The following is a 21223-nucleotide window of genomic DNA, read 5'->3' as shown; positions in this document are numbered from 1 at the left end:
TTTATCATACGTGTTTACGCGCTCTTTCTGGAGCGTGTCTCACAGCGTAATATAAAATCGTATTTATCGCATCTTTTGGTGATAACTGTGTGCCAGTAGCAAATGAGTTATATAAACGTTTTCCACAACGGCAGGTAATTGTTTTGTATGAGAGCAGTGCAACTGTAGCCTTAAAGGAGTTAAATCCGTCGATTCGTTCGATGAGATGTGACGGCTGGCATATTTTTTACTGTGTACCGTCGCTCGTAAGCGCACAAAAAATCGTAATTGATAATTACTTCGCCTTTTTAGGTGCCTTGCCGAAACGAGCCACCTGTGAATGCATCCAAGTCTGGCATGCAAATGGTGCGATAAAAACGTTCGGTAGTGAAAATAAAGCTAACGTAAATCGTTCACTGGCAGATAAGCAACGTTTTGCAAAAGTGTACGACTATACAGATAGCTACGTTGTCGGATCAGATCAGATGATGGCTATTTTTGGTCGGTCTCTAGCGGCCACATCGAAAAAAAAAGTTGCCATTTGGTCTGCCGCGAACCGATGCCTATTTTGATTTGGAAAAAATGTCAGATTTGAAAAAAAAAGATACGTGCACGATACCAAGTTAGCAGTACCAAAAAACTGTTGTTATATGCACCAACGTATCGTAATAATAATGAAATTGCCCTTGACATCGATCTATTGCGTCAAGAACATCAACATCAGGCGTTACTGTTAATAAAGTTACATCCTCGGGTGGCTCAGGGGAATCTTATTGAAGATGACTTTGTGAAAATTGTCCCAGTATCCGATGATATCAGGACCTATTATCCCGCGGCTGATTTAATCATTAGTGATTATTCGTCGATTCCGTTTGAAGTTTCGCTATTAGCGAAGGTGCCCCAAATGCTATTTTATTGCTACGACCAACAGGAATACGACTCGCTCCAAGGTTTGCAACCAAGTTGGAAAAAAATGCTACCTGGCAAGATTGTAACGACGACTGCACAAGTAAGTCGGGCCATTGCGATCCCAGAGACGTTTGATTTTCAATCATACAATCAAAGGTGGAATCAATATACTGTTGGTGAAGCAGTTTCAAAATTATCCACATATTTAGCATCGTAGGTCAATACGGTCAATCTCAGCAATACCTGTTATAATAACAATGACGAAGTTTGATGGTTTGAATTGGAGGTGGATCGATGAAAAAAATCACAATTGTGATTCCTGCATACAATGAAGAAGAAGTTATTGGTGTATTATATGAAGCGTTAATAGCTATGTCACAAAAGCTGCCTTTGTATGCTTTTGAGTATTTATTTGTTGATGATGGTAGTGCTGATGGAACGCTAATGCATCTTAATCACTATCGTCAAAAGGATCAACGTGTTCAAATACTAGCTTTATCACGAAACTATGGTAAAGAAACAGCCATGATTGCGGGCTTGGATTATGCAACTGGTGATGCCGTTGTTATTTTAGATGCTGATTTACAAGATCCACCCGCATTAATAGAAGAAATGGTATATTGGTGGGAACAGGGCTATGATGATGTCTATGCAAAAAGACGCAGTCGTAAAGGCGAGTCTTGGTTGAAAAAAATAACATCGCAACGTTACTATGCAATGTTACAAAAAACCACCCGTATTCCCTTGCAGAGAGATACCGGTGATTTTCGCTTACTTGACCGACGATGTGTCGATGCACTCAAGCAGATGCGTGAAACGCAACGTTATACCAAAGGACTGTTTAGTTGGATTGGCTATAAGAAAAAAGAATTGTTGTTTGATCGGCAGCCTCGAGCCGCAGGCAAGACAAAATGGAATTATTTAAATTTAATTAACTTAGCGATTGAAGGATTCACATCCTTCACAACAGTACCATTGCGAATATCAACTGTGGCGGGGTTTATCGTATCGATCATCGCATTTATTTATATGATTGTTATTTTAATAAAAACCTTATTATTTGGTTCAGATGTCTCAGGCTACCCGTCATTGATGATCATGATTTTGTTTCTTGGTGGTATTCAATTGATTAGTCTAGGTGTAATCGGTGAATATTTAGGACGTATCTTTAACGAATCTAAAAACAGACCGTTGTATTTTATCGATCAATTCAATGATAAGAAAATTGATCCTCAGCAGAAAAAAAACTAAAAATTTGAGCTTAACGCTAGTTAAGTTTTTGGAGGTAAGCAAACAATGAGTTGGAAAAAAGCGTTTCATAACTGGGATGAATTCGAGCAATTAAATGAGCTAAATCGACAGGAATTAGATGAAATTAAATTGGATAAAACCGAGCTAGAAGATCATTTCTATAAATATATCGAATTTGGTACAGCTGGTATGCGTGGTGTATTAGGTGTCGGTACTAATCGTTTGAATGAATACACCATCCGTTGGGTGAGTGAAGGTTTAGCGCAATACATCCTATCACAGGGGAAGTTGGCAGTTAAACGAGGTGTCGTCATCGCTTATGATTCACGTCATTTCTCACAAGAATTCGCCTATATTGCCGCCAGTGTGCTCGCATTGCATGAAATCAAGGCCTACGTCTTTGAAAGTCTGCGTCCAACACCTGAATTATCATACGCGATTCGTTATTTAAAAGCGTATAATGGTATTATGATAACGGCAAGCCATAACCCTGCGCAGTATAATGGTTTTAAAGTGTACGGTGAAGATGGAGCCCAAATGACTCCATCTGCTGTGGCTGCCATTGTCGCGAACTTAGAACAGCTTAAAGGCCGCGAATTGACGTTGGCAGCAGTTGATACGGAAATGGCGATTGAACAAGGGAAAATCAAAGTGATTAGTGAACTCGTCGATAAACCTTACTTATGTGATTTGGAGTCGGTGGTTATTAATGACTCATTGATTCGTAAACATGGTAACGATGTCGGCATCGTTTATACACCACTACATGGTACGGGCGGTGTTCTCATGCCGCAAGTGTTAGAAGTGGCCGGTTTTACCAATGTTGAGTATGTCACTAAACAAATGAATCCCGATCCTGAATTTTCTACGGTCAACTCACCAAATCCTGAAAATATTGAAGCATTTAACTATGCGATTAGAGTGGGTGATGAAATCGCCGCTGATGTTTTGTTAGCGACTGATCCAGATGCTGATCGACTTGGCGTTGCAGTGCCAGATAGTAATGGACGATATCAAATTTTATCGGGTAATCAAATTGGGGCATTAATCTTAAATTATGTCTTGGATCAACGTAAACAGTCGGGCTTACTACCGCACAACGCAGCAGTCGTTAAATCGATTGTTACGAGCGATATTGGCCGTAAAATTGCGGCACATTATGACGTGGCAATGTTTGAAGTCTTAACTGGCTTTAAATATATCGGTGAAAAAATTGCACAGTGGCAAGCAGATAAAAAATTTGTTTATCAGTTCGGTTACGAAGAGAGTAATGGATATATGCTAAAAGCATTCACACGCGATAAGGATGCCTTGCAAGCAGGTTTAATGTTTGCAGAGTTAACCTTAGCATACAAACAAGCAGGGTTGACCGTATTAGAAGGCTTAGAAAAATTATATGACCAATTTGGCTACTACAGCGACGAAGTCGTATCACTTACGTTAGATGGCATGCAGGGTGTCGCAGAAATCAACCGTATCATGACGAACTTCAAGACGACACCACCACAAACAGTAGCGGATTTAAACGTTGTTGTAATTGAAGATTTTGCGAAACAAACACGAACTGATTGTTTGGCATCGACAATCACGACACTTGATTTGCCACAAGCAGACGTTCTGAAGTTCTATCTAGAAGACGGTTCATGGTTCTGCGTGCGACCATCAGGAACAGAACCCAAAATCAAGTTTTACTACTGTGTTTCAGCAGATACAGCCATGAAAGCAGCTGATAAACTAATGCGTATAAAAACAGCTGTCACGATGTTAGTCCAATAATTAAATAAGGATGAGTGTTAATGGAGAAACTAAACGAAGTTGAATTAGTCATCATCACAGGTATGTCAGGGGCTGGTAAGTCCGTTGCTGTGCAAGCGTTTGAAGATATGGATTACTTTTGTGTTGATAATTTACCACCGTTATTATTGCCTAAATTTTGGGAGCTGATGCACAATTCAGGCAAAAATAAAATTGCCGTGGTAATGGATTTACGATCGCAAGATTTCTTTGGATCAATTGATGATTATATTGGTGATCTGATAAAGCAAGCTGGACTCGATTTAACCATTTTATTTCTTGATGCTGATGATGAAATCCTCGTCACCCGCTATAAAGAAACACGGCGTTCACATCCATTAGCCGCTGGGAAATCAACGTATTCAGGTATTAAACGAGAACGGGAACTATTAGCCTTTTTGAAGAGCGTTTCACAGCTTGTACTGGATACAAGTGTGTTGAAACCGAAACAATTACGTGAAAAATTAATGGTTCACTTTTTAAATGGAACAGAAGCTGTCTTTAATGTCAACGTGATGTCATTTGGTTTTAAATACGGTATTCCGATTGATGCTGATCTTGTGTTTGATGTCCGTTTTTTACCCAATCCGTTTTATGATGAAGTGATGCGAGCGCAAACCGGCCTCGAAGATAATGTCTATAATTATGTGATGAAGTGGCCCGATACAGAGCAGTTTCTTGATAAGCTACTCGATTTATTAGTTTATAGCTTGCCAAAGTATAAACGAGAAGGAAAAACACAGCTCCTTATCGCGATTGGTTGTACCGGTGGTCAACATCGCTCGGTATCGCTAGCTCGCTATATCGCACAAGCATTAGAAACGAACTATCAAACCACCTTGACTCATCGAGATGTTACTAAGCATTTACACGATAAATAAGCAAAAGGGAGACCCACTATATTCAAATGGGCCTCCCTTTTGTTATCGCTTGGTTATTTAATTGTTAGTTTTTGACCCACTGATAGTTGGTTAGGGTTTTTCAAGTTATTAATCTTTTGCAGTTCAGACCAAGTTTTACTGTATTTAGCGGCAATCTTAGAAAGGGTATCACCTTTTTTGACTGTGTAAGATTGCGTTACAACTGGTTTTGAGGGTGCGACAGTTGAGTTGTTTTCATTTTTGGCTAAGGAAATCACTTGACCCACTTGGATAGTGTATGGTGACGTAATGTGATTGATGGCAGCCAGGTCAGTGTACGTCATTTTGTGTTTGTAAGCAATAGCGCTTAATGTGTCGCCTTTTTTAACCGTATAAGTTTTGACCTGTGTGGGCGTTTTAATAATGGCAATTTTAAGTTCTTGCTTAGGATAAATTGTATATGGTGCGGCAATTTTATTAGTTGCAGCAATCGCTTCATAGGTTGTTTTATATTTAGTCGCAATTTTTTTTAAGCGTATCACCATCTTTTACTTTATACGTAGTGAAGGTTGTGTCTCCAGTAGTGTTTGGATTATTAGCAGCCTGTGTATCGTATTGCTCTAACTGATAAGTATTTATTAATTGGAGTAATTTTGTGCCATAAGCACTGTCGGTAGCATAGATTCCTGTTAAAGCCTGTGTAGCTTCTGCAGGCGTCTTGGCATTAATGAATTTAGCATAATGTGAACTTGCCCAACTTGTACGTGTGAAAAGATCGACATAATCTTGTACAGAGGCAGCTGGTGAAGGGTAAACTCTGAAACTTGCATTAATCGTAGTGTAACTACCTTTAACTTCTTCTTGCGTTGAAAGATTAATGCTCTGTCCTTCATAAGCACCTTTAATGCCAAAGTAGTTATTGTAGTTTTGAGCCAGTCCTGATCGCCCACTCTGTGATTCTAAAATCGCTTGCGCAATCATGACACTTGTAAAGTAATGATCGCTTAAATTGGTTTGACTAGCTGTTGCTGCCAACGCGTTAGCAAATTCTGCTGTACTACCGGAAGGAAGTGCTTGGCTTGTATCAGTGAAATTGGCTGATGTTTGTGTGATTATTAATTTTTGTCCAATCGTAAGGTACTTGCCTAATTGATTGTTAGCACGTAACGTATCCACAGTAACGCCGAATTTTGCAGCGATTTTTTGGAGAGTATCCCCAGCTTGAACCGTATAGCTATCGTTTGTCGTTGTATCTGCTGAAGCGGTCGGGACTACTGAACTTAGGGCAATTGCACTAAGTCCTGTAATTATTGTAGTTTTCTTCATATTTGTATTTGCTCCTTTAAATTGAAGTTAATAGTAAGATGATGTGTATTTAGAGCCAATTGTACATTAGGTCTTCATACTTATATTAATTATACCAAATGATGAGCTTAATGGTACTTTTTTTTTTGAGGGTTTTTCTCAAAAAAGAGCAAATGTACATGAATTGGAGGGGGAATAGTCGAGGTAAAGGGATTTAAATGAAGTGGAACAGCAACCAATGAAACAAGTAAGATTGACCCCCCTGTAATAAGATACTCTCTCCCCGATTGTTAGCTGCTTAATCGAAAAAAAGCCCTTAATATAAGTATGAATACGTGATAACAGAAAAAAACTGCAAATCACTGTTTGAAACGTAGCGATTTACAGTTCTATTATGACGCTTTTTAATTAGGCTTTCTTTTCAGCAAGCAGTTCAGCGATTTCTTTTTAAGTATTGTTCTGTTTTTGTTTCTTCAACAGCTTCAACAACTTCAGCTTCTTGACCGCGTTTACGCATTAATGTATTCGCGACTTTCAAGAACATGAAGATTGAGAACGCGATAATTAAAAAGTTAATGATCGATTGTAAAAACAAGCCGTATTTTAAGGTAGCTTCGCCAACTTTGATTGCTAAGTCAGACACATTGATCCCGCCAATGATAATTCCGACTAATGGCATAATGATATCATCAACGAGTGATTTAACAATGACACCGAACGCGCCGCCGATAATAACCCCGACCGCTAAGTCAAGCACATTGCCCTTAAGTGCAAACTCTTTGAATTCTTTCCACATATGTATAACCTCCCTAAAAATTATAGTACATCTACAATTATCTGATATATTTGCGAGATTAGCAATGCCTAAACAAAAAAACAATTATAAAATCCATAAATACGCGAAGACACCGTTAAAATAAGCAAAGTTTGTTCACCTGTTATGCAAAGATGTGTATAATAAGGTGAGTACAAAAAATAGCATGAAATGCGAGAGGAAGTATTAATATGACGACGAATTATCCTGATGATAGCTATTCTCTTCACACGGATTTTTATCAAATCAATATGATGAAAGTATACTGGGAAGATGGGATTGCTGACAGAAAAGCGGTGTTTGAGGCTTATTTTCGTAAAATGCCTTTTGATGCAGGCTTTGCTGTTTTTGCAGGTCTTGAACGTGTCATTCGCTACATTCAAACATTGACCTTTACCGATTCAGATATTGCTTATTTACGCGAAAACACCGATTATCCTGAAGCCTTTTTACAGTATTTAAAAGACTTTAAGTTCAAAGGTAAGATTAGAAGTGTACTTGAAGGCGAAATTGTCTTTAACAACGAACCGATTATTCAAGTCGAAGCGGGCTTGGCAGAGTGTCAATTGATTGAAACCGCAGTGTTGAATGCGATTAACTATCAGACGCTGATTGCAACGAAGGCGTCACGTATTCGTTACGTCGCGGGTCCTGAAGCCTCGGTAATGGAATTTGGTACCCGTCGTGCCCAAGAATTTGATGCCGCTTTATGGGGCACACGTTCGGCTTATATTGGAGGGTTTGATTCAACCAGTAACGTTCGTGCCGGTAAACTGTTCGATATTCCTGTGTCAGGCACACATGCGCATGCGATGATTCAGGCGTACAAAGATGAATATGTCGCCTTTACAAAGTATGCAACAAGCCATAAGGACTGCGTTTTCTTAGTTGATACGTACGATACATTACATTCAGGCATTCCCAATGCAATTAAAGTCGCGAATGAGTTCGGCGATAAAATTAATTTTGCCGGCATTCGGATTGATAGTGGCGATTTAAGCTTCCTATCTAAAAAAGCGCGTGAAATGCTCGATGACGCCGGTTATCCAGATGCGAAGATTGTGGCCTCGAATGATTTAGATGAAAACATGATTATGCATCTCAAAGCCCAAAATGCCCGCATCGATACGTGGGGTGTGGGAACAAAGTTAATTACCGCATACGATCAACCGTCATTGGGTGGTGTTTATAAGATGGTGGCGATTGCCGATGATGAAGGCCATTATACCGATACGATTAAACTGTCAAGCAACAGCTCGAAAGTCACAACACCAGGACGCAAAAACATCTTCCGTATCATCGATAATGAGAGCCAACATTCTGAAGGCGACTACATTACCCTCGCCGATGAGTCAATGGACGGTGTCGAGACCTTAACGATGTTCCATCCAGTACACACGTACATCCAAAAAGATGTTTCAAACTTTACGGCCAAAGAAATCTTACACGATATATTTGTCGATGGTGAGCTCGTTTATGATCTACCACATGTGAAAGAGATTAAAGCCTTTGCCGAAGAGCGTAAAAAAGTGTTGTGGGATGAGTACTTACGCATTTCAAACCCAGAAGAATACCCGGTCGACCTCAGCGATAAATGTTGGGAAAACCGCAACGAAAACATTAAACAAATTCGTGACCATGTCAAAGAAACAACCAGTGTTCACTTTGATCGGTCAGAACTATAAAAAGGAGTGCTGAAGATGTCGTTACAAACGGAAATTATTGCAACCTTGCATACGAAGCCTGTGATTGACGTGCAAGCCGAAATTCGCACAAGTGTTGCTTTTATGAAAGACTATTTAAAACAACACCCGTTTTTAAAAACACTCGTGTTGGCAGTAAGTGGCGGTCAAGATTCAACCTTGGCGGGGCGCTTAGCCCAAATTGCGGTTGAAGAAGCACGGGCCGAAGGAGCCGATGTGCGGTTAGTGACCGTGCGCCTACCTTATGGGGTGCAATTGGATGAAGCCGATGCTCAAGATGCCCTTGCTTTTATTGCGGCCGATGAATTAGTGACCGTTAATATTAAAGCGAGTGTTGACGCGACTGAAGCGGCCCTTGTGGCGGCTGGTGTGAACTTAAGTGACTTCGTGAAAGGTAACATTAAGGCGCGTGAACGAATGGTGACACAGTATGCGATTGCCGGTGCCCGCGGGGGTGCTGTTATCGGAACCGATCATGCGGCTGAAGCGATTACTGGTTTTTATACGAAGTATGGCGACGGTGGCACCGATTTGAATCCGTTGTTCCGTCTTAATAAACGCCAAGGTCGTGCGTTATTGCAAGCCTTAGGTTGCCCGGAACATCTCTATACAAAAACACCGACAGCTGACTTGGAAGAAGATCGACCAGCCTTATCCGATGAAGTGGCCTTAGGTGTTACCTATGATGAAATTGATGACTACCTCGAAGGCAAAGCTGTGTCCGAAACGGCACAGGCTAAAATCGAAGGATGGTACATCAAATCCGAACATAAACGGCATTTACCGATTACCGTGTTCGATTCATTTTGGAAAAAATAAAGCGTAAAAAAGCGGTCTTTTTTCGACTAATTATCTTGACTGACACGTGTTTTTTCGTTATCATAAGTAAGATATAGCCTAGAGCTAAATATTTGAGTGGGGTGACATTTTTGGGAAGTATTAAACCGATGCAAGATGTAGAAAAAATCATTGTCTTAGACTTTGGTAGCCAATATAATCAATTGATTACACGTCGTATTCGTGAATTTGGTGTATACAGTGAATTACATGAACACACAATTACATTAGAAGAAATGAAAGCCTTGAACCCAACAGGTATTATTTTATCTGGTGGACCAAACAGTGTGTATGATGAAGATGCCTTCCGTTGTGATGAACGTCTCTTCGACATGGGTATCCCTGTTTTAGGTATTTGTTACGGTATGCAATTGTTAAGTACACACTTCGGTGGCCGTGTTGAAGGCGCAACAAACCGTGAATATGGTAAAGCATCAATCAACGTGATTGATAATGCCCCATTATTCAATGGCACACCAAACGACCAAGTGGTTTGGATGAGTCATGGCGATAAAGTTGTTGAAGCCCCAGCTGGCTTTGCGATTACAGCAACAAGCCCATCATGCCCAATTACTGCAATTGCTGACGAAGCACGTCGCATTTATGCGGTGCAATTCCATCCAGAAGTACGTCATTCTGTTTATGGTAATGAATTGTTACGTCAATTTGCGATTGATATTTGTGGCTGTAAAGGCGATTGGACAATGGAAAACTTTGTTGACGCACAAGTGGCGGCTATCCGCGAAAAAGTAGGCGACAAAAAAGTCTTACTTGCGTTAAGTGGTGGGGTTGATTCATCAGTTGTTGGTGTGTTAATTCACCGTGCAATTGGCGATCAATTAACCTGTATCTTTGTTGATCATGGCTTGTTACGTAAAGATGAAGGCACGCAAGTAATGGAAACATTATACGGTGACTTTAACATGAACATCATCAAAGTAGATGCAAAAGAACGCTTTATGAGTAAATTAGCGGGCGTGTCTGATCCAGAGAAAAAACGTAAAATCATTGGTAACGAATTCATCTACGTGTTTGATGATGAAGCGACTAAGTTAGATGGCGTTGACTTCTTAGCTCAAGGGACGTTATATACTGACGTCATTGAATCAGGGACAGCAACGGCGCAAACAATTAAATCACACCATAACGTGGGTGGTTTACCAGAAGACATGCAATTCGAATTAATCGAACCATTAAACACTTTATTTAAAGACGAAGTGCGTGCGTTAGGGATCGAATTAGGTATGCCTGAAAAACTTGTTTGGCGTCAACCGTTCCCTGGTCCTGGTTTAGGTATTCGTGTACTTGGTGAAGTAACCGAAGATAAACTTGAAATCGTGCGTGAATCAGATGCGATTTTACGTTACGAAATTGCTAAAGCCGGCCTTGACCGTGACATCTGGCAATACTTCACTTGTTTACCAAACGTGTTAAGCGTTGGGGTAATGGGTGACGAACGTACGTATGATCACACAGTGGTTGTTCGTGCCGTTACTTCAATCGATGGTATGACAGGTGACTGGGCGCGTATTCCTTACGAAGTGCTTGAAGTTATCTCACAACGTATCGTCAATGAAGTGGCTCACGTTAACCGTGTCGCGTACGACATTACGTCTAAACCACCAGCAACAATTGAGTGGGAATAAGCTCACTTTATCAATAGTCAAAGGAAAACCGTCACTCTGAGGAGTGACGGTTTTTTTTATGTCCTATTGAAAAGGCAAGATTAATAGCCTGCCCGTTTATCATTCGTGTTAAGTTACATTTTCACTATCAGAACAAGCATTCAATTCTTTTAGTTAAAAAGAAGCTATCACAGCCTTAGCAACCACTCTAGCGACCCCTTCTTGAAACACATCAGGAATAATGTTAGTGGGACTCAGCTCGTTTTCCGGGACTAAACTAGCGATACCTGCTGCAGCAGCAAGTTGCATTTTTTCGGTTATTTTAGTTGCTTTAGCATCCAAGGCGCCTCGAAAAATACCCGGGAAAGCTAGGACATTATTGATTTGATTAGGAAAATCACTGCGGCCTGTACCGACTATATAGGCACCAGCTTCCAGTGCCTCATCAGGGAAAATTTCAGGAACGGGATTAGCCATAGCGAAAATGATTGGTTTATCAGCCATTTTCTTAATCCATTCTTTATGAAGAGCACCAGGAGCAGAGACGCCTATAAAAATATTTGCATCTATTAAGGCATCTTCGAGTGTACCACAAAGATTGCTTTTATTTGTTACTTTTGCAATCTCAAGATGATGAGGAGCCAAAGAGGCAACGTCACTTTCACTTATAATGCCTGATTTATCGACTACTATAATATTTTCAGCACCAGCTGCCAGGAACTTTTTAGCAATAGATAAACCAGCAGATCCACCTCCGTTTATCACAATTTTCACATCAGCTAAGTTAGTGTTAATGAGTTTGAGGCTGTTATAAACCGCTGCTAAAACGACAATTGCGGTGCCATGTTGATCATCATGAAAGACGGGAATGTCACATTCAGCTATCAAACGTTTTTCGATTTCAAAGCATCTCGGTGCGCTAATATCTTCTAAATTAATCCCTCCAAAGGTAGGTGAAATAGCCTTGCAAATACGAATGATTTCCTCAGTGTTCTGTGTATCTAAAACAATTGGCACAGAATCAACGTTAGCGAAACGTTTAAACAAAGCGGCTTTACCTTCCATAACAGGGAGTGATGCTTCAGCTCCGATATTGCCTAAACCTAATACCGCAGAACCATCGCTAATGACAGCAACTGTGTTTTTCTTAATGGTGAGTTCACGAGCTAGACGTTTGTCCGCTGCAATAAGTGAAGAAACGGCAGCTACACCAGGCGTGTATGCAACACTCAAATCATGGCGTGTATTGATGTTTACTTTAGATACCGTGGCTATTTTTCCGCCATTTAGTCGGGCTTGCTCAATTGCTAAATCTGTAACATTTTTCATCATTTTTATTCCTCCAATGTGATAGTATTTTTTTTTTATTAAGTCTACTTAAAAGAATATTTTTAAAAGAGCAGTCATGATAATTACTGTTATAGCACCTCCTAAGCGTGTAGCAACTTGGGCAAAGGGCATTAGATTCATACGATTCGTCGCGCTTAAAATCGCAACGTCACCAGTTCCCCCCATCCCGCTTTGACAGGCAGAAACAATTGCGGCTTCGACCTGATACATATTCATAAAACGTGAAACGATGAACCCGGTAGCGATTACTGTGAAAACCACGCTGATAACCACAATGAAATACTGCCAAGACAATGCGCCAACAACATCTTTTAATGGTATATACAATAAACCTAAACCAACCATTAACGGAAAAGTGAAATTTCCTGAAATGAACTTATATAATTGTTTTGACCCTAATTGTGTTTCTTTTGGCACAATGTTGATATATTTACAAAAGGCAGCAACCAGAATCATTAAAACTGGACCAGGAAAGCCTGTCAAATGCTGTAATAAGCTACCTGTTATAAAAAGTGTACAGGCAACAAGAACACCAGCACCCATTAATTTTATATCGAGAGGCCGCTTGTCTTCATCGAGTGAATCCGCCATATCGTCTACATTTGAAGTCTTTACAAGTTGCCCATTACCTGAATATTTAGGATGTTTTTCACCGAATCGCGATAAAAGAGCAGCGCACATAATGGCAAAAAAATTACCAATAATTGTTGCTGGTATAAGTTGAGCTACGAGTTGTTCACTACCAGTACCGACGATAGCGCTGTATCCTAAAGATAAAGGAAGAATTCCTTCACCAATACCTCCTGCTAGTACTGGAGTGACAATGAAGAAAAGAGTATGCTTCCAATCTAACCCCAAAAGAACACCGACAGCGGTTCCTACTCCCATTGCACAAATCATCCCAGCCATCATGGGTACAATCATTCTCATTAGCCCTTGGACAAGTATTTTACGATTCATTCCAAGGATACTTCCGCAAACTAAACATGCAATATAGAAATATAAAAAATTAGCTTCTTTCATTAAAATATTGGCCGAATCCAACACGTTTTGATTAATTAAGTTGAAAAAAACTAATATCGAAGGTAAAAGTAAAGATAAAATAGCTGGGCCACCAAAGTGTTTTAGTACAGGAAGATTTGCACCGATTGTACCTAGTAACCATCCCATCGTTAAGATAACGGCAAAGCCACCGAGCATGTTTACTGGTAATTGTTGTAAGAATGCCGTAATCATTATAATAGTTGCTAAAACAATGTAGACAGGTAGTGGAGTATAACCAATCCGTATTTCCATCCATCTTCCAATAAAATGACTTTTTGTATCGGATGTTGTGACTAGTTTGTTATTTTTCATTATGTAGCCTCCTATCTTTCTTATACGTTTAGTTTAGAGGCATGTATAAAAATAATGAAGTTAATTAAACTAATTTAAGTAGTTTAATTAGTTTAAATGACCTTCGGCAAGAAATTCAAACCACAACTTACTTTAAAAGACAGAAAAAGTTAGCTGTTGAGATAAAAAATGAAAAACAAGAAGCATTCATATGGATGTTAAACTAAAAACGCAATGACTCAAATGTGTCCTTATGACTAGTTCTTTGGATTAAAAAACTGAATAAACATTTAATCATAGTGTAAAATGGAGTAGAGTGAAGCTAACTTAGTACCACAGATATAAGATTTAAGAGGAGTGCGGAAAAAGTAAGTTTATTTTTAATGAGAGGAGGAGAGTGACTTTCTAATGAAATTTATGAAGAAGGGTATCAGTTTATGGTTACTATTATCTGTTATTTTCATTGCAGTATTAATCGTATCAAATACGGTCGTTTATGGATTGATTATTCACGAGAATAAAAAGCAGATAAAAAAGGAAGAGGAAAAGTTGTTACTGGGAATAGGCAAACAATTAGCAATAGAAGATAGCATTAAACGTGCATTGCAATCGAATAAATCGTCGGTAGCATTGGAGCAGTATACAAACAAAATAGCAGAAATACATGGGTTGGATTTTGTTGTTATTATGAACATGGATGGTATTCGTCTCACTCATCCGAATACAAATGAAATTGGGCAACGATTTGAAGGTGGTGATGAGAAAGAAGCGCTTTTAGGGAAAGAACAAATATCCATTAGCAATGGTACGTTAGGTCAGTCGCTTCGAGGATTTGTTCCAATATTTTCAGGATCAGAACAAATTGGTGTCGTTGCAATTGGAATAAAGTTACCGAATTTAGAAGCGTTAGTTGAACATGCAAGTGAGGAATATGCATGTTCACTTACGATTAGTATTTTGATAGCTTTAATGGGTTCATCTCTAGTTGCATATTACTTGAAACGTCAATTACTCAATCTAGAACCTAAAGAAATAACTAGGTTGTTAGAAGAAAGAAATGCGATGCTTAACGAGACAAAAGATGTGATTTTGGTAACAGATAATCAACGGATAATTACCTTAGCAAATACGGCAGCAAAAACTTTGTATGTCCAATTGGGTGGAGAGTTCTCTTTGCTTGAAGGAAAAGGTATTGATGTCTTAATACAGGATAATGATCATTATGATTTTAAGAAGAAGGACGAACAGCTGTATCGTCAAAATGGACAAGATTATCTTATTTCGATTGCACCGATAGTAGTTAGAAAAAAAACAGTGGGCTTTATCGTTTTTTTTGCGAAATGCAACTGCATCACTATTAGTTATGGATCAATTGGAGAATACAACCTCGTATGCATCGACATTACAAAATAAATCACATGAATTTATGAACAAACTACATGTCATTTATGGTTTGGTTGATTTAGAGGCATATATCCAGTTGAAAATATATCTCAATGATATTTTAGCGCCCGAAGAAATGTTTACCAATAGCATTTCTATCTTGGTGAAAAACCCGATGATTGCAGGTTTTTTAGTAGGAGAAAGGGAGACTTTTTCGAATTATAATATTAGTTTACAGATAGAGGTAGCTTCTGAACTGCCAAATAATTTAAACTATGAAAAAACAATTGCTATTGTTAATTTATATCGCTACATACACCATGTTTTTATTGAAGAGCAAGGTCCACAAGAATTAGCGGTAATCATTTCTTGTGAAAAGGAACAATTAATTTCAAAATATAAAACAAAGCGAAATAAAGAAGAATGTCAAAAAATAATCAGCATCTTTAAAGGAAATTATTTTAAGGAGCTACTAAAGGCGACAGAAGGTAGTTTTTTTATTGATAAAAAGCCAACAGAGATGATTTTCATTTTTAAAATTAAATATGAAGGAGACTTATTATGAATGTATTAATTGTTGAAGACGATCCGATGGTTGAGTTTATTCATAGAAATTATTTAGAAAGAATTAATCGGTTTGAAAATGTCTATTCAGCAAATTATGTGGAAAGTGCAATCGAATTACTTAAAGATAAAAGCGTAGATCTAATTTTACTAGATATACATTTAAAAGAAAATAATGGATTGGATATGTTACGCATAATCCGGCATGAATTAATAAAAGTAGAGGTAATATTAATTACAGCGGCTAATGAAACAAGTTGTGTGCAATCGAGTTTTCAGTTAGGTGCGCTTGATTACTTAATTAAACCGTTCACATTTGACAGATTTGAAAAAAGTATCAATCGTTTTTTTGAAAAATCCGAAAAACTACTTGAGGAAACACTGAACCAAAAAATGATTGATTATCTGACAGGTGAATCATCATGTCAAGAGGGATTAACAAAGCAGAGCAAGGTGCTAGAAAAAGGCTTGTCAAAGGAAACATTACACTTAATTACAAGCGTAATAGTGAAATTGGAACAACCGTTTAGAGTCCATGAAGTTGTTCAATTAACGGGCTTATCACATGTTTCTGTACGTAAATATCTGTATTATTTAGAGTCAATAAAGCACTTGGAAGTTAAAAGTATTTATACCAAAATTGGTCGCCCGTATAAATGCTACTATTACTTGCTGCCAGGTGATTAGTAAGGAGACATATGCTTTTATCGGCCGTGAAAGATTAGCATGTATTCAATACAAAACAACTCACTCCGAGTTGTTTTTTTACTTAACCAACAGAACGCTGATAAAAAAACCGACATATGTCTAACTTCTGAAACTACGACCTAGTTGTTAAGGACTAGTAGTTAATTTCGTTCATCTATAGTATATTAAGCGTATGAAAGCGCTTCTAAATTGAAATTTTGGGGGGATTTGATGAAAAAGATTGTCGCAGTAACGGCTTGTGCAACGGGGATTGCCCACACATATATGGCCGCCGAATCGTTAGAACAAGCCGCAAAAGCATTAGGGTATGACGTGAAAGTTGAAACAAATGGAGCGATTGGTGCCGAAAACGTGTTAAGTGCGGCCGATATTGCGTCCGCAGACCTTGTTATCGTGGCGTCGGATATTAAAATCGATCCGATTCGCTTTACCGGTAAACGACTGTATGTAACGAAATCAATACCAGCAATTGAAGATGCCAAAGGTTTAATCGCAACAGCCTTCAGTGAAGCAGAGGTATTCGGAAAAAAAGGCTCGAAGGTGGGTAAAGTTCAAATTGGCAACGACACTGAAAAAACGACAATTTTCACGCATTTAATGAGTGGAATTTCCTACATGGTGCCGATGGTTGTCGCCGCCGGTTTGATTTTATTAATTGCCAATTTATACGCTTTTCAACGTGATGATTTAGGACGGATTGTCAACTGGGGCTTTGATACGCAGACGCAGATGGGTTTTTTAATGTCGAAACTATTTTACGTCGGCCAAATTGGTTTTAAATTGATGATTCCGTTGTTCGCCGGTTTTGTTGCCAACTCCATTGCGGATAAACCCGCGATTGCGCCGGCAATGATTGGCGCTTATTTGGCCAATGATCCAGACTTTTTAGGGGCAGAAGCAGGAGGTGGTTTTATCGGAGCCATCCTCGTTGCCTTTATCGTCGGCTACATGGTCAAAGGTTTGAAGAAAATCAAATTTCCAAAATTGATTCAACCTGTTGTACCGATTATGATTATTCCCTTTGTCGCAACCGGTCTTATTACCTTAATCGTGCTCTATGTGATTGGTTCACCCTTAGCACACGGGATGGATGCGATGTACAGTGGGCTCGATACGCTTAATAAATCATACGCCGGTGCGCCGATTATTATCGGGGTTGTCTGTGGTGCGATGATTGGCTTTGACTTAGGTGGTCCCGTCAATAAAACGGCCCTCGTTTTTGGGACGGCAGTGTTCACCGATACAATGGCAAAATACGGCGTTGATGGGACTAATTTCGTGCCACAAACAGCGACGCAAGCCGCTATTTCAGTTGCACCCCTTGGTGTGTGGTTAGCGACGATTTTATTTAAACGGAAGTTTTCACAAGATGAAAAAGTGGCAGCCAGTGCCGCTTTTGGGATGGGCATCGTCGGTGTGACCGAAGGCGCAATCCCGTTTGTCGCCGCCGATCCCTTGCGGATGATTGTCGCCAATGTCGCTGGTTCGGCCGTCGCCGGAGGATTAGTGGCTGCCACGGGTTGTAAGTTCTTCGGTGGAATTGGCTCGCCGTTAGGTACATTCGTAGGTTACGTGGAACAACCGATTCCGTTTATCACGTGGATTTTATGTGTGTGTGCAGGGATTTTAACGACAGCGCTACTCATTGGTGTCATGCGTAAAAATCGTACCACGATAACGAGTAAGTAATTTAAAGGAGGCAATAGCAGATGAACCCAACGATTTTTAACGAGACCCATCTTTTGTTTGATGAAACAGCCACAACGCAGGCAGAGGCTTTTCAAGTCATTGCCCACTTTGCCTATGAACGAGGCTATGTCACCGATGAAACGGGCTATAAATTAGGTTTGCAACAACGAGAATCCGAGGCCACAACAGGGTTCAAAGATCATTTAGCGATTCCCCACAGTCAAGGGGAATTCGTGATCAAGCCAGGGTTGTTTTTAGTGCGCTTTAAGCATCCCATCGACTGGCAGGCGCTCGATGGCAAAGCCATTCATGTCGCTTTTGCTCTAACCATTCCAAATGAAGGGGCCGCCGAACATTTGAAATTACTCAGTTTGATTGCGCGTCGTTTAATTGATGCTGAGTTTCGTTCAAATGTGTTACATGAACAAGACCCCGTGACGTTAGCGGCGTTAATTAATGAGATTGATTTCTAAATTGAAATAGAGGGTGCTGACAATGACAAAAAAAGTACATGTAATTCACCATACCCATTGGGATTTTGAGTGGTATTTCACCAATAACGAATCGTTCATTCAATTCGTCTACCAGATGGATGAGGTACTACAGGCGTTAGAGGAGCAAAAAATCGCTTATTATTTACTCGATGGTCAAATGAGCATTCTGGATGAATATTTAGCAACGTGCCCTGAACAGGCACCGCGAATCGAACGACTCGTGCGAGCCAACCGCTTACAAATTGGCCCATGGTACACCCAAACAGATGAACTCATTATTGCGGGAGAGTCAATTGTACGAAACCTCAACATTGGCATGGCCCAAGCAAACAAACTTGGTGGTGCAATGAAGATAGGCTATCTCCCTGATTCATTTGGTCAAGGTAAAGACATGCCTAAAATATATAATGGCTTTGGCATGACCGAAGCGGTCTTTTGGCGCGGTGTCTCTCACAAACAAACGCGCGTCCGTGAATTTCAGTGGGCGAGTGAAGATGGCTCAGTTGTGACGGTGGCTAACATTAAAGACGGCTATTTTGTCGGAGTCGGTTTAATTGAACAAGATGTGAATGAAACAATGTTAACACAAATTGCGGAGGGCGCAACGAGTGACGAGCTTCTATTACCTGTCGGAGGCGATCAACGTTACGTCGACTATCAGCTAGGTGAGCGTATCTCAGCCTACAACAAGGCCTTCAACGGGCAATATGAGTTGGTCGAAAGCAACTATCAGGCCTTCTTTAAAGCGCTCGATACCGAAAAAATACCACGGATTAAGGGTGAATTAGCGGATGGTGCTGTTTCCAAAATTCATCGCTCGATTTATTCATCACGCTATGATCATAAACAATGGAACGACAAGTTAGAACGTCGGCTCATCTATCAACTCGAGCCGCTGCTTGTAAGAGCACAGCAGGCCGGTTTAGCGACAAAAAAAAGGGGTCGTTGAACGTATTTGGAAACTACTTTGTAAAAATCAAGCCCACGATAGCGCAGGTGGCTGTAACTCTGATAAAACCAATCGCATTATTAACGAACGCTACCGTGAGGCTGACCAATTGTCACAGGGGATGATTGACTATGTGACGCGCAAATTGAGCGAAACGTCACCGCTCATTAAAGATGGTGATTTAACGTTTTATAACACCTTGCCATGGACGGTCGCTAAGGTTGTCCATGTAGCGGTTTCATCCCCATTTAAACAACTCACAATACGTCGTGACGGTGAACATCTGCCATTTGACTGCTTACAAACAACGCGTGAAGCAAGTGGTCCACTACCACATGATGAATTAAATAACTCGTCTTATTATATGCACCAACTAGCACTCGCCGTAAGCATCCCACCGCTTGGGAGTCAGACGTATACGATTGAAGATGGACAGACGAAAAAACAAGTACGAACCACACCACCGTCACCTGTGATGATTGCCAACGGTCGTTACGAACTAAGTTATCAGGATGGACAACTTAATCTGTTCGATAAAATAACCAAACAGAACTTCTTTGATTTTTTAACAATTGAAGACAGTGGCGACGCGGGTGACACCTATGATTATTCACCACCACTAACCGATGACTGTTACCACTTGCGGTTTGAAGCGGCAGATGTCAACGCGAGGCATGGGGCTGTACAAGAGACTCTCACGTTAACAGGGGAATGGCTAGTGGCTAATAATTTAGCAGAGCGGGCGCAACAGCAACGGAATACACGTCTGCCATACAGGCTGACACTCACCTTGAATGCAACAGCTCAGACGCTGAATGTTGAGCTTATCATCGATAACAACGCAGATGATCATCGCATGCGTGTACTAATAGCGAGTAATCTCACAAATGAGGTCTCGTATGCCGATACACCGTTTGGAATGATTACACGTCCTGTTGTTGATTCCGCCTTACACAACTGGCGTGAGCAAGGCTGGTGTGAAGAACCAACGGCTCTTTATCCAATGTTGCATTATGTTAATGTTCACAGTGATAAGCGGAGCTTCACAATCTTCGCTAAAGGCATCAAGGAGTATCAGTTGGTGGGTGAACAGTATCAAACGCTTGCGTTAACCTTGTTCCGAAGTGTCGGTTATTTAGGAAAGCCCAACCTCCAACGCCGTCCAGGGGCAGCTTCAGGCAATGCCTTTAAGGAAATCGCTACACCCGATAGTCAATTGCAACAACAGCTGCGCTTTCATTTTGCGATTCAACTCGATGAACAGTTTAAACCGGCCCAGCTTCAAAAAGATTATTTAAACTATGCGATTAACCTGCCATACTATCAGAAACAAACGTTTAATCGTTTTACAACGGCCTTGCAGTACTTTGTAGCCCATCCACTAGCAAGCATGGAGCCAACAACACCGTTTGTCTTTGAGAGTGAAACAGTGGTATGGAGCAGTTTACGTCAGACAGATATAGGTGAGGGCTTTGAAGTGCGCTGTTATAATCCGTCGTTAAGTGAAGCAGTTGCTGGCGGAACAATCCGGTTTGAAACACCGATTGCATATGTTGCTGTTAATCTTAAAGGGACAATTCTTGGTGAACGTTCACGTGGGCGCACGCTTGAGCTTGGACGTTTTAAAGCCGGCGAGATAAAAACCTTTCGTATAGACGTGTAAAGGAGTGAGAC

20 protein-coding genes are annotated in these 21223 nt (G+C 40.2%); 15 read left to right on the top strand and 5 right to left on the bottom strand.

Annotated elements, in window-relative coordinates; all coding sequences use genetic code 11:
* Positions 1-89 precede the first annotated feature (89 nt).
* The 5 genes from BCAMP_RS14585 to rapZ all read left to right on the top strand — a co-directional run bounded on the left by BCAMP_RS14585 (position 90) and on the right by rapZ (position 4814).
* Positions 90-551: a CDP-glycerol glycerophosphotransferase family protein gene (locus tag BCAMP_RS14585; protein WP_035313180.1), complete on the top strand. Its 462-nt coding sequence runs from the start codon at positions 90-92 to the stop codon at positions 549-551.
* 32 nt (positions 552-583) lie between these two features.
* A complete protein-coding gene (locus BCAMP_RS14580; protein ID WP_084038432.1) occupies positions 584-1105 on the top strand; it encodes a CDP-glycerol glycerophosphotransferase family protein in 522 nt (173 codons plus the stop codon).
* Positions 1106-1182: 77 nt separating this feature from the next.
* The gene (locus BCAMP_RS01715; RefSeq protein ID WP_035313177.1) at positions 1183-2139 is read left to right on the top strand and encodes a glycosyltransferase family 2 protein; all 957 of its coding nucleotides are present in this window, start codon (positions 1183-1185) and stop codon (positions 2137-2139) included.
* Between the two features lie 45 nt (positions 2140-2184).
* Positions 2185-3915: a phospho-sugar mutase gene (locus tag BCAMP_RS01710; protein ID WP_035313175.1), complete on the top strand. Its 1731-nt coding sequence runs from the start codon at positions 2185-2187 to the stop codon at positions 3913-3915.
* A 20-nt stretch (positions 3916-3935) separates the two neighbouring features.
* Positions 3936-4814 carry an RNase adapter RapZ gene (rapZ, locus tag BCAMP_RS01705; protein WP_035313173.1) on the top strand — a complete coding sequence of 293 codons (879 nt, stop codon included), beginning with the start codon at positions 3936-3938 and terminating at the stop codon, positions 4812-4814.
* A gap of 53 nt (positions 4815-4867) precedes the next feature.
* Here the strand turns inward: rapZ and BCAMP_RS01700 are convergent, their stop codons facing one another.
* The 3 genes from BCAMP_RS01700 to mscL form a co-directional block, all read right to left on the bottom strand.
* Positions 4868-5338: a LysM peptidoglycan-binding domain-containing protein gene (locus BCAMP_RS01700; protein ID WP_035313171.1), complete on the bottom strand. Its 471-nt coding sequence runs from the start codon at positions 5336-5338 to the stop codon at positions 4868-4870.
* A complete protein-coding gene (locus tag BCAMP_RS12320) occupies positions 5307-6119 on the bottom strand; it encodes a glycoside hydrolase family 73 protein (RefSeq protein WP_051456796.1) in 813 nt (270 codons plus the stop codon). Before BCAMP_RS12320 ends, BCAMP_RS01700 begins: the two co-directional genes overlap by 32 nt.
* A gap of 412 nt (positions 6120-6531) precedes the next feature.
* Positions 6532-6894 carry a large conductance mechanosensitive channel protein MscL gene (gene mscL / locus BCAMP_RS01690; protein ID WP_035313167.1) on the bottom strand — a complete coding sequence of 121 codons (363 nt, stop codon included), beginning with the start codon at positions 6892-6894 and terminating at the stop codon, positions 6532-6534.
* 209 nt (positions 6895-7103) lie between these two features.
* On the opposite strand from mscL, the gene BCAMP_RS01685 reads away from it, so the two are divergent.
* The 3 genes from BCAMP_RS01685 to guaA all read left to right on the top strand — a co-directional run bounded on the left by BCAMP_RS01685 (position 7104) and on the right by guaA (position 11098).
* Complete coding sequence (locus BCAMP_RS01685) at positions 7104-8597, top strand: nicotinate phosphoribosyltransferase (RefSeq protein WP_035313165.1); 1494 nt, start codon at positions 7104-7106, stop codon at positions 8595-8597.
* Between the two features lie 15 nt (positions 8598-8612).
* Positions 8613-9434 (top strand): ammonia-dependent NAD(+) synthetase, encoded by an 822-nt coding sequence (gene nadE, locus BCAMP_RS01680; protein ID WP_035313164.1) that lies wholly within the window; start codon positions 8613-8615, stop codon positions 9432-9434.
* Positions 9435-9562: 128 nt separating this feature from the next.
* On the top strand, positions 9563-11098 hold the full coding sequence (guaA, locus tag BCAMP_RS01675; RefSeq protein ID WP_035313184.1) for a glutamine-hydrolyzing GMP synthase: 1536 nt from the start codon (positions 9563-9565) through the stop codon (positions 11096-11098).
* 153 nt (positions 11099-11251) lie between these two features.
* Here the strand turns inward: guaA and BCAMP_RS01670 are convergent, their stop codons facing one another.
* Positions 11252-12409 (bottom strand): NAD(P)-dependent malic enzyme, encoded by a 1158-nt coding sequence (locus tag BCAMP_RS01670; RefSeq protein WP_035313162.1) that lies wholly within the window; start codon positions 12407-12409, stop codon positions 11252-11254.
* A 45-nt stretch (positions 12410-12454) separates the two neighbouring features.
* Positions 12455-13783, bottom strand: coding sequence for a 2-hydroxycarboxylate transporter family protein (locus BCAMP_RS01665; RefSeq protein WP_035313158.1), 1329 nt, complete (start codon positions 13781-13783; stop codon positions 12455-12457).
* A 387-nt stretch (positions 13784-14170) separates the two neighbouring features.
* Here BCAMP_RS01665 and BCAMP_RS13695 point away from each other — a divergent pair, with 387 nt between their 5' ends.
* From BCAMP_RS13695 to BCAMP_RS13680, 7 genes are all read left to right on the top strand, one after another.
* Positions 14171-15175: a sensor histidine kinase gene (locus tag BCAMP_RS13695; RefSeq protein WP_198015676.1), complete on the top strand. Its 1005-nt coding sequence runs from the start codon at positions 14171-14173 to the stop codon at positions 15173-15175.
* A gap of 13 nt (positions 15176-15188) precedes the next feature.
* On the top strand, positions 15189-15710 hold the full coding sequence (locus BCAMP_RS13690) for a hypothetical protein (protein WP_232217884.1): 522 nt from the start codon (positions 15189-15191) through the stop codon (positions 15708-15710).
* Positions 15707-16396 (top strand): response regulator, encoded by a 690-nt coding sequence (locus tag BCAMP_RS01655; protein ID WP_035313157.1) that lies wholly within the window; start codon positions 15707-15709, stop codon positions 16394-16396. Before BCAMP_RS13690 ends, BCAMP_RS01655 begins: the two co-directional genes overlap by 4 nt.
* Positions 16397-16627: 231 nt before the next feature.
* Positions 16628-18106: a PTS fructose transporter subunit IIC gene (locus BCAMP_RS01650; protein WP_232217883.1), complete on the top strand. Its 1479-nt coding sequence runs from the start codon at positions 16628-16630 to the stop codon at positions 18104-18106.
* A 20-nt stretch (positions 18107-18126) separates the two neighbouring features.
* Positions 18127-18579 (top strand): PTS sugar transporter subunit IIA, encoded by a 453-nt coding sequence (locus BCAMP_RS01645; protein WP_035313153.1) that lies wholly within the window; start codon positions 18127-18129, stop codon positions 18577-18579.
* Positions 18580-18601: 22 nt separating this feature from the next.
* On the top strand, positions 18602-19549 hold the full coding sequence (locus BCAMP_RS13685) for an alpha-mannosidase (protein WP_198015674.1): 948 nt from the start codon (positions 18602-18604) through the stop codon (positions 19547-19549).
* Between the two features lie 109 nt (positions 19550-19658).
* Entirely contained in the window at positions 19659-21212 is a 1554-nt protein-coding gene (locus BCAMP_RS13680) for a glycoside hydrolase family 38 C-terminal domain-containing protein (protein ID WP_198015673.1), read from the top strand.
* Positions 21213-21223 lie beyond the last annotated feature (11 nt).

The sequence above is a fragment of the Brochothrix campestris FSL F6-1037 genome (assembly GCF_000525915.1).
In the GTDB taxonomy this organism is placed as follows: Bacteria; Bacillota; Bacilli; order Lactobacillales; family Listeriaceae; genus Brochothrix; species Brochothrix campestris.
Note: the sequence above shows the minus strand (reverse complement) of the source record. Positions and strands in the feature narration are given on the sequence as shown.

Bases quoted from the DNA above. Each gene is read 5' to 3' on its own strand.
- guaA (WP_035313184.1), top strand. From the start codon at position 9,563: ATGCAAGATGTAGAAAAAATCATTGTCTTAGACTTTGGTAGCCAATAT.
- BCAMP_RS01650 (WP_232217883.1), top strand. From the start codon at position 16,628: ATGAAAAAGATTGTCGCAGTAACGGCTTGTGCAACGGGGATTGCCCAC.
- BCAMP_RS01655 (WP_035313157.1), top strand. From the start codon at position 15,707: ATGAATGTATTAATTGTTGAAGACGATCCGATGGTTGAGTTTATTCAT.
- BCAMP_RS01700 (WP_035313171.1), bottom strand. From the start codon at position 5,338: ATGGTGATACGCTTAAAAAAAATTGCGACTAAATATAAAACAACCTAT.
- BCAMP_RS13690 (WP_232217884.1), top strand. From the start codon at position 15,189: ATGAACAAACTACATGTCATTTATGGTTTGGTTGATTTAGAGGCATAT.
- mscL (WP_035313167.1), bottom strand. From the start codon at position 6,894: ATGTGGAAAGAATTCAAAGAGTTTGCACTTAAGGGCAATGTGCTTGAC.
- BCAMP_RS01685 (WP_035313165.1), top strand. From the start codon at position 7,104: ATGACGACGAATTATCCTGATGATAGCTATTCTCTTCACACGGATTTT.
- BCAMP_RS01665 (WP_035313158.1), bottom strand. From the start codon at position 13,783: ATGAAAAATAACAAACTAGTCACAACATCCGATACAAAAAGTCATTTT.
- BCAMP_RS12320 (WP_051456796.1), bottom strand. From the start codon at position 6,119: ATGAAGAAAACTACAATAATTACAGGACTTAGTGCAATTGCCCTAAGT.
- rapZ (WP_035313173.1), top strand. From the start codon at position 3,936: ATGGAGAAACTAAACGAAGTTGAATTAGTCATCATCACAGGTATGTCA.
- nadE (WP_035313164.1), top strand. From the start codon at position 8,613: ATGTCGTTACAAACGGAAATTATTGCAACCTTGCATACGAAGCCTGTG.
- BCAMP_RS13695 (WP_198015676.1), top strand. From the start codon at position 14,171: ATGAAATTTATGAAGAAGGGTATCAGTTTATGGTTACTATTATCTGTT.
- BCAMP_RS01715 (WP_035313177.1), top strand. From the start codon at position 1,183: ATGAAAAAAATCACAATTGTGATTCCTGCATACAATGAAGAAGAAGTT.
- BCAMP_RS01710 (WP_035313175.1), top strand. From the start codon at position 2,185: ATGAGTTGGAAAAAAGCGTTTCATAACTGGGATGAATTCGAGCAATTA.
- BCAMP_RS01670 (WP_035313162.1), bottom strand. From the start codon at position 12,409: ATGATGAAAAATGTTACAGATTTAGCAATTGAGCAAGCCCGACTAAAT.
- BCAMP_RS13685 (WP_198015674.1), top strand. From the start codon at position 18,602: ATGACAAAAAAAGTACATGTAATTCACCATACCCATTGGGATTTTGAG.
- BCAMP_RS01645 (WP_035313153.1), top strand. From the start codon at position 18,127: ATGAACCCAACGATTTTTAACGAGACCCATCTTTTGTTTGATGAAACA.